The organism is Micromonospora sp. NPDC048040 (assembly GCF_055587185.1).
Genome location: NZ_JBVJGT010000010.1, coordinates 149,119 through 162,110, shown reverse-complemented (window position 1 = coordinate 162,110; position 12,992 = coordinate 149,119). Strand labels below are relative to the sequence as shown.

Sequence of the window (12,992 nt, the reverse complement as noted above, 5' to 3'; positions counted from 1 at the left end):
GCCGGGTCGGAAAGTTGCTGCCGAGCGGGAATAAGGATCCTCTGTCGTACGCTGTACGGTACTCCGTACGAAAATGGAGGCCGCCTTGTTCGACGCCGCGACCGAATTCGACCGCCAGCTCGACCGGCTGGTGGAGCTGGGCTACCCGGCCCTGGCCGAACTGACCGAGGACGCCTTCCGTGCCCTCGTCGCCCCGCTGCGGGCGGCGGCCGTCGCCGGGGCGGCGGGCCTGCCCGCGCCGACCGAGGGGCGCGTGCCGTTCCTGCTGGTGATCACCCGCGACCTGGTGCCGGTGGAGGCGCGCGTCGCGCTGACCACGCTGGCCGGCAAGCGGAAGCCGGGCGTCGTCGACCGGCACTACGCCGACGGCGACCTGCCGAAGTTCGACCCGATCAAGGAGCTGGAGGTGCCGGACGGACCGGCGTACCTGCTCTTCGACGTCGACCGGGGCGAGGAGACGCTGAACCTGGCCCCCGCCGCCGCGATGGAGGTGATCACCGGCCAGGGCCGGCTGCCGCTCTCCATCGACGAGGGGCTCGCCTTCGTCACGCTGCACCCGGAGGCGCTGGCCAAGAACAAGTGCTTCTCGCTGGTCGGCTCCCGCTGCGGCGACAGGCGGGTGCCGGCGATCTGGATCAGCCAGGGCGCGCCGAAGCTCGGCTGGTGCTGGTACGGCAACCCGCACACCTGGCTCGGCTCCGCCACCGCCCGCCCGGAGCGCGTCGGGCTGGGCTGACGGTCGCGGGACGGCCGGGTGGGTATCCCGGCCGTCCCGCCTCCACTCACCGGGGCAACGTCAGCCGGCTCCAGTTCTCACCGTCGGCACTGATGTGGACGACGACCGAGTTGGCGTCGGTGGGGTCCTCCCGATCGGCCAGCCAGACCAGTCCCCGGGACGTGCCGAACGACGTGCCCTCGTTGCCGGTCCGCGTGCTCCGGCTGAAGTGCCGCCCGCCGTCCCGGCTGATCCACACGAACGACGTGGCGCCGTCCTGCGTCACGTCGCCGACGAGCAGAGCCCCGTTCGCGCCCCGGGTGATCCCCCGGACCAGGTCCGTCGAGGGGAGGTCGGTGCCGACATCCGCCCAGGACCGGCCGCCGTCCGTGGTGTGCAGCAGCCGGGCCGGACCGGCGGGTCGCTCCCCGTGCGGGTCGGCGGACATGGTCCCGCCCAGCACGTACGCCTCCTGCGCGCTCACGGCGACCAACGAGCTCGCCCACACGCCCTCGGGCACCGTCGACGTGCGCCAGGTCGCTCCCCGGTCGACGCTGAGGGCGACCGAGGGGGGCGCACCGTGGTCGGGCGCGGGCGACATGAGCCAGAGAGCGCCGTCATCGGCCTGGTCCACCGTCTGCGGCACGGCCTCCCCGGGCGCGTCCGTGAGCCGGTACACCCGCCAGGTGCTCGAATCGACCGCCAGCGGGCGCGGCATCGCCCCGCAGGATCCCGCGCAGCGCGCCGGACGGGCGTTCTCGGGGAAGGCGCGGACCTCGGTCGCCACCGACGCGAGACTCCGCCAGGTGAGGCCGGCGTCCAGCGAGACGACCTGGCTGCCGTCGATGCTGACCAGGTACCGCCGCTCGTCGAGCACGGTGAACCAGACGTCCGAGGTGCGGCGTCCCTCCGCGTCCGACCTGCACGGGCCGTCGAGGTAGTTGGTGCGCCAGCCCGACCAGGTACGCCCGGCGTCGGTGGTGGCCGTGAAGCTCAGCCGACAATCGTTGTCGGTTTCCTCCACCGCCACCGCCGACCGCTCGGAGAGCACGACCAGATGGCTCACGCGAGGGTCGGCCGGCGGGTCGGTGGGGTCCGGACCGGCCCAGTCCACCCCGCCCCCGTGCCCGGTGAACGGGGCGACCGCCGTACCGCCGAGCGCCAGCGCGACCGCCGACCCGACGCCGGCCGCCCGGCGTCGACGACGCAGTCGCGCCGCGCGCCGGAGGTCGCCGAGCGGCGGCTGACGGACGGCGTCTGCGACGGTCTCGACGTCGAACCCGGTGAACTCACGATCGGACATCGGCCCTCCCGGTCTGCGTGGTCTCGGTGGTGTCGGCGTGCTCCTGGTCGCGGTCGCGCCGAGACTCGTGGTCGCGGTCGTCGGTGAGCAGCGCCGCCAGCGCCTGCCGGCCGCGGGACAGGCGGGACTTGACCGTGCCGGCGGAGACGCCGAGCGTCGCCGCCACCTCGTCGACCGGCAGGTCGACCAGGTAGTGCAGGGCGAGCGCGTGCCGCTGCCCGTCGGGCAGCCCGCGCAGCGCGGCCAGCAACGCGAGGTGCTCCGGCGCGCGGTCGGCGACGGCGGGCGGCGGGCCGATCCGGCGCAGCAGCCCGTCGAGCACCCGCCGTCGCCGGTACCGGCTGCGGGCCACGTTCACCGCGACCCGCCGCAGCCACGACTCCGGGTTCTCCAGCCGGGCGAAGCGCCGGGGCGCGGCCAGCGCCCTGGTGAACGCCTCCTGGACCGCCTCCTGCGCCTCGCTCAGGTCGCCGGTCACCGCGTAGAGCTGCACCACGAGCCGGCGGAAACACCCGGCGTAGAGCTCCGAGATCAGATCGCCGTCGGACACCGTCACCTCCCTTCTCCACCTATCCCACCCACGAGCGCGGCGGCAGGTTCCCCGGCCGATCGAGACATTCTCACGGAGTTATCCACAGGGGTGACGCGTTCTCCACAGGTTGTGCACAGCCCGGTGTGGACCACCATCACACCGGCTGCGGCGGGCGCGACGGCCGCGACCGCGTCACGGCTGGGACGCTCGCGGCGGGTGTGGCAGGGGCGACCGCTGCCCTTGACAATCGCGGTGATCGGGCCAGACTGCCGGGGTGGCCGCTGCCGACGATCCCGTCCCGGCGCCCCGGTCGGGCCGGCCCGAAACACCGGGGCGGACGGGGGTGCCGCGGCAGACTCCGACCGCCCAGCCCCGGGCCCGGATCGTGCTGGCCGAGGTGTCCCGCCGGGAGGACCGGGCGCAGCTCACCCGCGCTGAGTTGGCCCAGCAGACCCGGGTCGGCGAGGCGCTCGTCCGGGGGTTGGTCCGGGCCCAGTTCGCGCTGGCCCTGCGGCTCTCCCTGGTGGTGGCGATCGGGCTCGGCGGGTTGCCGTGGCTGTTCGCCATCGCGCCCGACGTCGGCCGGATCACCGTGCTCGGCGTCAACCTGCCCTGGCTGCTGCTCGGCGTGGTCTCGTTCCCGTTCCTGATCGCGGTCGGCTGGGCGTACGTGCGGCTCGCCGAACGGAACGAGCAGGACTTCACCGACCTCGTCCAGCGGCCGGAGCGCTGACGTGGGCAACGATCTCGTCGTCCCGGCGATCGTGGCGGTCACCCTGGTCACCGTCGGCATCGGCTTCTACGGGCTGCGGCTGGCGCGCACCACCTCCGACTTCCTGGTCGCCTCGCGGGCGATCAGCCCGACCTGGAACGCGGCGGCGATCGGCGGGGAGTACCTCTCGGCGGCGAGCTTCCTCGGCGTCGCCGGGCTGATCCTCAAGTACGGCGTCGACGTGCTCTGGTATCCGGTGGGCTTCGCCGCCGGCTACCTCGCGCTGCTGCTCTTCGTGGCCGCGCCGCTGCGCCGCTCCGGGGCGTTCACCCTGCCGGACTTCTGCGAGCTGCGGCTCGGCTCGCGCCGGCTGCGCACCCTCGCCACCGCCTTCGTGATCTTCATCGGCTGGCTCTACCTCGTGCCGCAGCTCCAGGGGGCGGGGCTGACGCTGGCCACGGTGACCGGCTCGCCGTACCCCCTGGGGGCCCTGCTGGTGGCCGTGGTGGTCACCGCGAACGTGGCGCTCGGCGGCATGCGCGCGATCACCTTCGTCCAGGCCTTCCAGTACTGGCTGAAGCTGACCGCGCTCGCCGTACCGGCGATCTTCCTGGCGTTGCAGTGGCAGGCCGACGCCCGGCCGGCGGTGACCCCGCCCGACGGGCCGGCGTTCCGGACCGCGACCACCGTCGTGGTCGAGCACCGCGCGACCCTCACCCTTCCCGACGGCCAGATCCGGGAGGTACGCCCCGGCGACGAGCTGTCGTTCGCCGCCGGTGACCCGGTGCCGGAGGTCTCCGGGGTGGCCACCGACGCGGCCGACTGGCTGCTGCCGAGCACCGCCGGGGACGACGACCGGGGCCTGTTCGCGACCTACTCGCTGATCCTGGCCACCTTCCTCGGCACCATGGGGCTGCCGCACGTGCTGGTGCGCTTCTACACCAACCCGGACGGCGCGGCCGCCCGGCGCACCACGCTGGTGGTGCTGGCCCTGGTCGGCGCGTTCTACCTGCTGCCCACCATCTACGGGGTGCTCGGCCGGATCTACACCCCGCAACTGCTGGTCACCGGCCAGACGGACGCGGTGGTGGTGCTGCTGCCCGGCGCCGCGCTGGGCGACGGGGCCACCGGGCGGCTGCTCGCCGCGCTGGTCGCGGCCGGCGCGTTCGCGGCCTTCCTGTCCACCTCGTCCGGGCTGCTCACCAGCGTCGCCGGGGTGATCTCGACCGACGTGCTCGGCCGGGGCTCGGTCCGCGGGTTCCGGCTGGCCACGGTGATCGCCGGCGGCGTGCCGGCGGTGCTCGCGCTCAACCTCGCCGGGCTGGACGTGTCCCAGGTGGTCGGGCTGGCGTTCGCGGTCGCCGCGTCCAGCTTCTGCCCGCTGCTGGTGCTCGGCATCTGGTGGCGCGGGCTGACCGACCTCGGCGCCGCCGCCGGGATCCTGGTCGGCGGCGGGGCTGCGGTCGGGGCGGTGCTGGTCACCGTGCTCGGCCCGCCGCTGTCCGGCTGGCCGGCCACGCTCACCGCGCAGCCGGCCGCGTGGACGGTGCCGCTGGCCTTCACCGTGATGGTGGCGGTGTCCGTGGCGACCCGCCGCCGGGCTCCGGCCGACGTCGGGGCCACCATGCTCCGGCTGCACGCGCCGGAGGCGCTGCGGCTGTGAGCGACCGCCGTCACGCCCCGGGTACGCCTCGGGGATGACCGGGGGATCATCCTGCGGCCGGACCGGTGGCCGGCCGACGCCGGATACGGTCGGACCCATGACTGCTGAGCACCCGGCTCTCTCCCTCCGTGGCCTGGCCAAACAGTTCGACGGCAAGGTCGCGGTGGCCGGTGTCGACCTGGACGTCCCGGCCGGCTCCTTCTACGGCCTGCTCGGCCCGAACGGCGCCGGCAAGACGACCACCCTGTCCATGGCGGTCGGCCTGCTCCGGCCCGACGCCGGTGGGGCGTGGGTGCTGGGGCACGACGTCTGGGCCGACCCGGTGGCCGCGAAGCAGCTGCTCGGCGTGATGCCGGACGGCGTACGCCTCTTCGACCGGCTCAGCGGCGCGGAGCTGCTCGCGTACCACGGCCTGCTGCGGGGCATGGACCCGGCGGTGGTCGACCAGCGGGCGGCGGAGCTGCTGGACGTGCTCGCGCTCGGCGACGCCGGGCGGACCCTGGTGGTCGACTACTCCGCCGGCATGAAGAAGAAGATCGGCCTGGCCTGCGCGCTGCTGCACGGGCCCCGGCTGCTCGTGCTGGACGAGCCCTTCGAAGCGGTCGACCCGGTGTCGGCCGCGCTGATCCGGGACATCCTGCACCGGTACGTGACCGGGGGCGGGACGGTCGTCTTCTCCAGCCACGTCATGGAGGTCGTCGAGCGGCTCTGCTCGCACGTGGCGATCCTGGCGGCGGGCACCATCAAGCGGGTCGGCACCATCGACGAGGTGCGCGGTGGCCGGCCGCTGGAGCAGGTCTTCGTCGAGGTGGTCGGCGGCCGCACGGCGACCGGTGAGGAGCTGGCGTGGCTGTCGCGGTGACGCACCCGACCAGCCCGGCGACAGCGGTCCGACGGGTCTCCGCCCGGCACTTCGTCCGGCTCAAGCTGCGGGTGATGGGCAACAACTTCCGGGGCCAGAGCTGGCGGGTCGGCCTCTTCGTGGCCGGCGTGCTGGCCGGCCTCTGGCTCGGCGGCACCGGCTTCTTCCTCTTCGCCGCGCCGGGCCTGGCCGACGGGGGCCGCTACGCGCTGATGGTCGCCTCCCTCGGCGGCGGCTTGGCCGTGCTCGGCTGGCTGCTGCTGCCGCTGGTCTTCTTCGGGGTGGACGAGACGCTGGACCCGGCCCGGTTCGCGTTGCTGCCGCTGCCCCGCCGCACGCTGGTCACCGGCCTGTTCGCCGCCGCCTTCGTCAGCGTCCCCACGCTCGCGGTGCTGCTGGCCCTCTCCGGGCTGGTGGTCACCGCCGGGGCGCTCGGCGGCTGGTCCGCCGCCGCGGTGATGTCGGTCGGGGTGGTCGCCGGGCTACTGCTCTGCGTCGCGGGGGCCCGGGCGGTCACCAGCGCGTTCGCCACGGCGCTGCGGTCCCGCCGGGTCCGTGACCTGGCCGCCGTGCTGCTCGCCGTGCTCGCCGCACTGCTCGGCCCGTTGCAACTCGCGGGCGTCGCCGCCCTCGGGGACGCGAACTGGGACCGGCTCGACGGCGTGGCCGAGGTGATCGGCTGGACGCCGTTCGGCGCCCCCTGGACGGCCGGCATCGACGTGGCCGAGGGCCGCGCCTGGGCCGCGCCGGTGAAGCTGCTGATCACGGCGGCGGCGATCGTCGCGCTGCTGGCCTGGTGGTCCCGCTCGCTCGAGTCGGCCATGGTGGGTGCGGCCAGCGCCGGCCCGGCCCGGGACCGACGCGGCGTGGCAGGCGGGGCGGTCGCCCAACTCTTCCCGCGCGCGGTCGGCTGGGCCCGCCGGGACCGGTTCGGCGCGCTGGTCGCCCGGGAGGCCCGCTACTGGTGGCGGGACGCCCGGCGGCGGGCCAACCTGATCACCGTCGCGGTCGTCGGCCTCTTCGTGCCGGTCATGGTCAACCTCGGCGGCTCGGGCTTCAGCGTGGGGGCGGAGCAGGGGTTCACCGTCCCCGACGCGGCGTCGCCGGTGCTGGTCAGCCTGTCGATGCTCTTCGTGGGCCTGCTCGCCGCGGTCACCCTGGCCAACCAGTTCGGCTTCGACGGCAGCGCGTACGCCGCAAACGTGGTGGCGGGCGTGCCGGGGCAGATGGAGCTGCGCGCCCGGATGGCCGCGTTCTCGATCTACCTGCTGCCGATGCTGGCGGTGATCTCCGTGGTCGTGGCGGTGGTCCTCGGCGAGCCCGGCTGGATCGGGCTGATGGCGGGCACCCTGATCGCCACCTACGGCGCGGGGCTCGCCGTCAACACCTTCGTCTCGGTGCTCGGGGCGTACTCGCTGCCGGAGACGAGCAACCCGTTCGCGCTGAACAGCGGCGCCGGGGTGGCGAAGAGCTTCCTCACCCTGCTGTCCATGCTCGCCTCGGCGGTCGCCGCGGTGCCGATGGTGGTGGCCGCCGGGCTGCTCGGCGACGTCTGGCTCTGGCTGGCCCTGCCGGTCGGCGCGGCGTACGGCCTGGGCGCCGCGCTGCTCGGCGCGTACCTGGCCGGCGACGTGCTGGACCGCCGCATGCCCGAACTGCTCGCCACGGTCACTCCCCGCCGCTGACGCGAAGGCGACACTCGATCGGCTGCAACCTGCACCGTCCACCCGGGGTGTGCTGGGCAGAGCCGCGACCAGCGGCCGAGCAGCAGGGGAGGCGCCATCGTGATGGTGCGGGAGCACGACCCCGGCGACGTCCGGGAAAAGCGGTCACCCACGGCCACGGGGGGCGTGGGCGACAGCTTCGAGGAGTTCTACGCGGCGAACTTCCAACCGCTGATGCTCCAGCTGTACGCGTACACAGCCGACATCGGCCAGGCGCAGGACGCCGTGCAGGAGGCGTTCAGCCGCGCCTGGACCCGGTGGGACCGGTTGGTCCGGTACGACCGCCCGGCGGCCTGGGTCCGCACCGTCGCCATGAACGTGGTGCGCAACCGGTGGCGCCGGCTGCGGGCCGCCCGCGCCCACGCGAGGTTCCATCGCGAAGAAGTGGTCGAGGGGCCCGGTCCGGAACGGGTCGCGCTCGCCCGCGCCCTCGCGACCCTGCCCGAGACCCAGCGGCGAGCCGTCGTGCTCTTCCACGTGGCCGACCTCAGCATCGCCGACATCGCCGACCAGGAGGGGGTCGCCCCCGGGACGGTGAAGTCCTGGCTGCACCGGGGCCGCACCGCGCTCGCCACCGCCCTCTCCGACTCGCGGACGGAGGAGCCCCATGTCTGAGCACGACACTTCACCGAACCTGGACGACCGCTTCGCCGCCTACACCTCCGGCGGCCCGCTGGTGGTACCGCCCGGCGTCGCGGCAGCACGCCAGGTCGCCCGCCGGCGCCGTACGACCCGGGTCGTCGCCTCCGGCGTGCTGGCGGCGGTGCTGGTGGCCACTCCGGCGTTCGCCGGCACCTGGCTCGACCGGGAGCCTCCGGCGCCGCCGGCCGGGACCCCCACGCCCACCTCGCCCGCCACCACGGCACCCACCCCGTCGATCTGCGACAGCGCGTTCGCCATTCGCTGCGAGAGCCCGTCGGCGACGTCGAGTCCCGCCGCGCCGCCGCCGGATGGGCGCGTCGGTGAGCGAGAACTCGGAAACAGCACCCTCGACCTGCCGGCCTGGCCGGCGTACCTGCGGGAGCACTGCCCGGCGGGACGGGTCCGGTTCTCCGACGGCCGCGCCCGGCTCTCGCCCGACGCGGAACTCCAGGTCAGGATTCTCCAGGTCGTCCACGCCGACCTGGACCGCGACGGGGCGCAGGAGACGGCCGCGCTCATCAACTGCAGCGGGCTGGAGATGAGCGAGTCACGGGTGCTCGCGTTCGACCGGGACCGGTCCGGCGCCATCGTGACGACGGGCCTGGTGGTCGCCGAGACCGGCGACATCGCGGGCATCCGCCGGATCCGGCCGGCCGGTTCCGCCGTGGAGGCGGAGGTGGTCGACTTCTCGAGCGACGGCATCCCGGACAGCCTCGCGCAGCGCCAATGGCGGGCCTACTCCTGGTCGGGCGAGCGTTTCGTCCAGTCGGGCGGGCCCACCGCCTTCCCGGCCAACCCGCGGATCACCGACCTGGCGATCAGCGGCGGCGAGCTGCGACTCGCCCGGGTGGACGATGATCAGGCAGAGGGCGTCCTCCGCCTGACCGTCGGTAACCAAGGACCGCAGCCAGCCACGGAACCGCAGGTGAGGGTGTACCTCCCGGCAGGGTTCGACGTCACCCCGCTCCCCAGGGGTTGCAGCAGGTTCGTCTCCACCGACCACACCATCACCCTCACCTGTCGCCTGGCTGCGCTGGCGGTCACGGAGACCGTGGCGCTCGACCTGTCCGTCTCGGTCCGACGCCCCGGGCTGGGTGCCGGCAAGGCCGGCGAGTACCGGGCGACGGTGTTCTGGAGTGGGAGTGAGGGGGCCACCTATCCGGAGCCGAGCGGCACCCACAAGAACAGCCTCGTGACCGGCAGCCTGATCGTGACCGAATGAGTCGCACCCGGCCGGACCGCCCGGCAACCCGCGCCAAGCGGGTTGCCGGGCGGCGACACAATGGCCGGATGCCCGTCGTCGAGGCGGTGGCGACCGTGCCGGTGCCACCCGAGTTGGCCTTCGCGGTCTCGCAGACCACCGCGCCGGTCCGCTACCGCTGGGACCCGTTCGTCAGGGAGCAGCACTTCACCGGCGGGGCGACCCGCCCCGGAAAGGGCGTGCGCACCTTCACCCGCTCCCGACACGGACTGGCCATGGTCAGCGAGTACGTCTCCTGGGCGCCACCGAGCCACGTCGGCATGAAGATGGTGAGTGGCCCGTGGTTCTTCGAGATGTTCGCCGGCGGCTGGCGCTTCGCGCCCGCGTCCGAGCCGGGGTGGACGGTCGCCACCTGGCGGTACAGCTTCCGCTGCCGTCCGGCATTCCTGCGTCCGGTCGCCGACCGGATCGGGGTCTGGCTGCTCCGCCGGGACATCCGTCGCCGGATCGCCGGTTACGCCGCCGGCTGCACGGATCCCGAGGTGCTGGCCGCCGCCCGCCGCGCCCTCACCGACGACTGAGCAGCAGGGGTACGCCTCGGCCCGAATCAGGCATGCCCGACCGGCCTGCCCGAGCCGTCATGATCAGTTGACGGAAACCAGGCGCAGACGGCACTGGGCAGCGGTTTTCCATCAATTGATCATCGGGGTGAGCAGGGGGCGGCACAATGTTTCACGTGAATCATGAGCCGGGCGCCGAGATCCACCACACCGACCCGTTCGCCGTGCCCGCCGGGCAGCGCTCCCCCGTACGCCGGTTGCGGGGCCGGCTGGCCTCGCCGGTGACCCTCTGGACGGCGCCCGGGCCGGCGGGCCTGACGGTGTCGTCGACGCTGGTGGCGGAGGGCGAGCCGGACCGGCTGCTCGGCCTGGTCGACCCGGAGTCGGACCTGTGGGCGGCGGTCGAGTCCGCCGGCCGCTTCGCGGTGGCCCCGCTGAACCCGTCGCACCGGCAGCTCGCCGACCGGTTCGCCGGCCTCTTCCCGTCGCCGGGCGGTCTCTTCGCCACCGGGGCGTGGACCGACACGCCCTACGGTCCGGTGCCGACCGACGCCGGGGGCTGGGCGGGATGCCGGCTCGACGCCGCCCGCGAGTACGGCTGGGGCCTGCTGGTGGAGGCCACCGTCGAGGCCGTCGAGCTGACCGGGGAGACGGATCCGCTGCTGCACTACCGGGGCCGGTACCGCGAGCTGACCTGACGAGGACCGGCACGTCCCGGACGACTGGCCGCGGAGCACCCGGCCCGGGCCACCGGCCCGTGGCTCGTCGTGACCGGCGACCACCGGTTCGTGGCCCGTCGTGACCGGCGACCACCGGTCCGGAGACGGGACCGGCGCCGGGCCGGCGGTTCGACCCCGACGACCGTTCAGCGGAGTGAGTTGCGTCACTCGGCGCAGCCACCGTGCCGTTCGGCGCAGCCGCCGACCGGCGTCGATCTCAGCCTTCCCCGGCGGGGAGCGCGCTTTCTACCGTGCGCGAAAACCCCGACGCCTGTGAAGGTGGTGATCCACAAATGTCCACGGACACACCCGCGTCCGCGCCCTCCGCGTCAGCGGCGGACCGGTACCTCGCCGTACAACGGTCGGACGAGTTCGCCGGGTTGCGTCGCGCGCTGCGCGGCTTCGTCTTCCCGATGACTGTCGCCTTCTTCCTGTGGTACGCGCTCTACGTGATCCTGTCCGCGTACGCGCGGGACTTCATGGGCACGAAGCTGTTCGGCAGCAACATCAACGTCGCCCTCGTCTTCGGCCTGCTCCAGTTCGTCTCCACCTTCGTGATCGCCTGGCTCTACTCCCGGTTCGCCGACCGGAGGATCGATCCGGTCGCCGACCGGATCCGCGCCGAGATCGGGGAGGTGACGCATGAACACGGTCCTCGCGGCTGAGGCGGGCAGCACCACGGCCCGCAACCTCACCATCACCCTGTTCCTGGTCTTCGTGGCGGTGACCCTGGCCATCACCATCTGGGCCAGCCGGCAGACCAAGACCGCCACCGACTTCTACGCCGGCGGGCGGTCCTTCTCCGGCTTCCAGAACGGCATGGCGATCGGCGGCGACTACATGTCGGCCGCCTCGTTCCTCGGCATCGCCGGCATCATCGCCCTCTACGGCTACGACGGCTTCCTCTACTCGATCGGCTTCCTGGTCGCCTGGCTGGTGGCCCTGCTGCTGGTCGCGGAGCTGCTGCGGAACTCCGGCCGCTACACGATGGCCGACGTGCTGGCCTTCCGGATGCGTCAGCGCCCGGTGCGTACCGCTGCGGCGGTCTCCACCATCACCGTGTCGATCTTCTACCTGCTGGCCCAGATGGTGGGCGCGGGCGCGCTGGTCGCGTTGCTGCTCGGCATCAAGCCGGGCACCACGTTCCTCGGCATGGACGCGGACACCGCCAAGGTCGCCACCATCATCATGGTCGGCGCCCTGATGATCATCTACGTCACGGTGGGCGGCATGAAGGGCACCACCTACGTGCAGATCGTCAAGGCGTTCCTGCTCATGGGCGGCGCGCTGGTGATGACCGTGCTGGTGCTGGCGCACTACAAGTTCAACCTGTCGGCGCTGCTCGGCGATGCCGCCGCCGCCTCCGGCAAGGGGAGCGCCTTCCTGGAACCCGGGCTGCGGTACGGCGTCGACACGCCCGGCGACGCGCTGAAGACCTTCTACAGCAAGATGGACCTGCTCTCGCTCGGCATCGCGCTGGTGCTCGGCACGGCCGGCCTGCCGCACATCCTGATCCGGTTCTACACCGTCCCGACCGCCAAGGCGGCCCGCAAGAGCGTGCTCTGGGCGATCGGCATCATCGGCACCTTCTACCTGCTGACCCTGGCGCTCGGCTTCGGCGCCGCGGCGCTGGTGGGCGGCGAGGCGATCACGGCACAGGACAAGGCGGGCAACACGGCCGCGCCGCAGCTCGCCGAGGCGCTCGGCATCGACTTCCTCGGCGGCGACCTGGGCGGGGCGACCCTCCTGGCGATCATCGCGGCGGTCGCCTTCGCCACCATCCTGGCCGTGGTGGCCGGCCTGACCCTGGCCTCCTCGTCGAGCCTGGCGCACGACTTCTACGCCAACGTGATCAAGAACGGGTCGGCGTCGGAGCGGCAGGAGGTGCGGGTCGCCCGCGTCTCCGCCCTGGTGATCGGCGCGATCTCGATCGTCCTGTCGATCTACGCGCAGAACCTGAACGTGGCGTTCCTGGTGGCGCTCGCCTTCGCGGTGGCCGCCTCGGGCAACCTGCCGGCGATCCTCTACAGCCTGTTCTGGAAGCGGTTCAACACCTCGGGCGCGGTCTGGGCCATCTACGGCGGCCTGCTCTCCGCCGTCCTGCTGGTGTTCTTCTCGCCGGTGGTCTCGGGGGCGCCCACGTCGATGTTCCCGAACCATGACTGGCAGTGGTTCCCGCTGTCCAACCCGGGCATCCTCTCCATCCCGTTCGGCTTCCTGTGCGGCTGGTTCGGGACCATGATCTCGACGGAACACGACGAGGAGAAGTACGCCGAGCTGGAGGTGCGCGCACTCACCGGCGCCGGTGCCCACTGACCCCACCCGACGGAGGGGTCCCCGGCGCCGGGGACCCCTCCCG

At 73.3% G+C, this 12,992-nt stretch carries 12 protein-coding genes and 1 pseudogene; 11 read left to right on the top strand and 2 right to left on the bottom strand.

Annotation, left to right across the window (positions count from 1 at the left end):
• Positions 1-73: 73 nt before the first annotated feature.
• The gene (locus ACZ6O2_RS13775) at positions 74-736 is read left to right on the top strand and encodes a DUF5701 family protein (RefSeq protein WP_466023052.1); all 663 of its coding nucleotides are present in this window, start codon (positions 74-76) and stop codon (positions 734-736) included.
• Positions 737-782: 46 nt separating this feature from the next.
• Here ACZ6O2_RS13775 and ACZ6O2_RS13770 read toward each other — a convergent pair whose 3' ends face one another.
• Together ACZ6O2_RS13770 and ACZ6O2_RS13765 are read right to left on the bottom strand one after the other, a co-directional pair.
• Entirely contained in the window at positions 783-2,018 is a 1,236-nt protein-coding gene (locus ACZ6O2_RS13770) for a WD40/YVTN/BNR-like repeat-containing protein (protein ID WP_466023051.1), read from the bottom strand.
• The gene (locus ACZ6O2_RS13765; protein WP_466023050.1) at positions 2,005-2,568 is read right to left on the bottom strand and encodes an RNA polymerase sigma factor; all 564 of its coding nucleotides are present in this window, start codon (positions 2,566-2,568) and stop codon (positions 2,005-2,007) included. The genes ACZ6O2_RS13770 and ACZ6O2_RS13765 overlap by 14 nt, the downstream gene beginning before the upstream one ends.
• A 256-nt stretch (positions 2,569-2,824) precedes the next feature.
• Here ACZ6O2_RS13765 and ACZ6O2_RS13760 point away from each other — a divergent pair, with 256 nt between their 5' ends.
• The 10 genes and pseudogenes from ACZ6O2_RS13760 to ACZ6O2_RS13715 all read left to right on the top strand — a co-directional run bounded on the left by ACZ6O2_RS13760 (position 2,825) and on the right by ACZ6O2_RS13715 (position 12,949).
• On the top strand, positions 2,825-3,283 hold the full coding sequence (locus ACZ6O2_RS13760; protein WP_466023049.1) for a DUF485 domain-containing protein: 459 nt from the start codon (positions 2,825-2,827) through the stop codon (positions 3,281-3,283).
• Between the two features lies 1 nt (position 3,284).
• The gene (locus ACZ6O2_RS13755; protein WP_350702604.1) at positions 3,285-4,925 is read left to right on the top strand and encodes a sodium/solute symporter; all 1,641 of its coding nucleotides are present in this window, start codon (positions 3,285-3,287) and stop codon (positions 4,923-4,925) included.
• A gap of 97 nt (positions 4,926-5,022) precedes the next feature.
• Positions 5,023-5,787, top strand: coding sequence for an ABC transporter ATP-binding protein (locus ACZ6O2_RS13750; protein WP_350702602.1), 765 nt, complete (start codon positions 5,023-5,025; stop codon positions 5,785-5,787).
• A complete protein-coding gene (locus ACZ6O2_RS13745) occupies positions 5,772-7,472 on the top strand; it encodes an ABC transporter permease (protein ID WP_466023048.1) in 1,701 nt (566 codons plus the stop codon). The genes ACZ6O2_RS13750 and ACZ6O2_RS13745 overlap by 16 nt, the downstream gene beginning before the upstream one ends.
• Before the next feature lie 99 nt (positions 7,473-7,571).
• Positions 7,572-8,126, top strand: coding sequence for a sigma-70 family RNA polymerase sigma factor (locus ACZ6O2_RS13740; RefSeq protein WP_466023047.1), 555 nt, complete (start codon positions 7,572-7,574; stop codon positions 8,124-8,126).
• Positions 8,119-9,375 carry a hypothetical protein gene (locus tag ACZ6O2_RS13735; RefSeq protein WP_466023046.1) on the top strand — a complete coding sequence of 419 codons (1,257 nt, stop codon included), beginning with the start codon at positions 8,119-8,121 and terminating at the stop codon, positions 9,373-9,375. The genes ACZ6O2_RS13740 and ACZ6O2_RS13735 overlap by 8 nt, the downstream gene beginning before the upstream one ends.
• Before the next feature lie 68 nt (positions 9,376-9,443).
• On the top strand, positions 9,444-9,935 hold the full coding sequence (locus tag ACZ6O2_RS13730) for an SRPBCC family protein (RefSeq protein WP_466023045.1): 492 nt from the start codon (positions 9,444-9,446) through the stop codon (positions 9,933-9,935).
• Positions 9,936-10,066: 131 nt separating this feature from the next.
• Positions 10,067-10,612 (top strand): annotated as a pseudogene (locus ACZ6O2_RS13725) (flavin reductase family protein); the annotation flags it as partial.
• 314 nt (positions 10,613-10,926) lie between these two features.
• Positions 10,927-11,298 carry a DUF485 domain-containing protein gene (locus tag ACZ6O2_RS13720; protein ID WP_350702596.1) on the top strand — a complete coding sequence of 124 codons (372 nt, stop codon included), beginning with the start codon at positions 10,927-10,929 and terminating at the stop codon, positions 11,296-11,298.
• The gene (locus tag ACZ6O2_RS13715; RefSeq protein ID WP_466023044.1) at positions 11,276-12,949 is read left to right on the top strand and encodes a solute symporter family protein; all 1,674 of its coding nucleotides are present in this window, start codon (positions 11,276-11,278) and stop codon (positions 12,947-12,949) included. Before ACZ6O2_RS13720 ends, ACZ6O2_RS13715 begins: the two co-directional genes overlap by 23 nt.
• Positions 12,950-12,992: the final 43 nt, after the last annotated feature.

Excerpts from the sequence above, each read along its gene's own strand:
- ACZ6O2_RS13775 (WP_466023052.1), top strand. The coding sequence starts at position 74 with ATGGAGGCCGCCTTGTTCGACGCCGCGACCGAATTCGACCGCCAGCTC.
- ACZ6O2_RS13770 (WP_466023051.1), bottom strand. The coding sequence starts at position 2,018 with ATGTCCGATCGTGAGTTCACCGGGTTCGACGTCGAGACCGTCGCAGAC.
- ACZ6O2_RS13750 (WP_350702602.1), top strand. The coding sequence starts at position 5,023 with ATGACTGCTGAGCACCCGGCTCTCTCCCTCCGTGGCCTGGCCAAACAG.
- ACZ6O2_RS13735 (WP_466023046.1), top strand. The coding sequence starts at position 8,119 with ATGTCTGAGCACGACACTTCACCGAACCTGGACGACCGCTTCGCCGCC.
- ACZ6O2_RS13730 (WP_466023045.1), top strand. The coding sequence starts at position 9,444 with ATGCCCGTCGTCGAGGCGGTGGCGACCGTGCCGGTGCCACCCGAGTTG.
- ACZ6O2_RS13720 (WP_350702596.1), top strand. The coding sequence starts at position 10,927 with ATGTCCACGGACACACCCGCGTCCGCGCCCTCCGCGTCAGCGGCGGAC.
- ACZ6O2_RS13715 (WP_466023044.1), top strand. The coding sequence starts at position 11,276 with ATGAACACGGTCCTCGCGGCTGAGGCGGGCAGCACCACGGCCCGCAAC.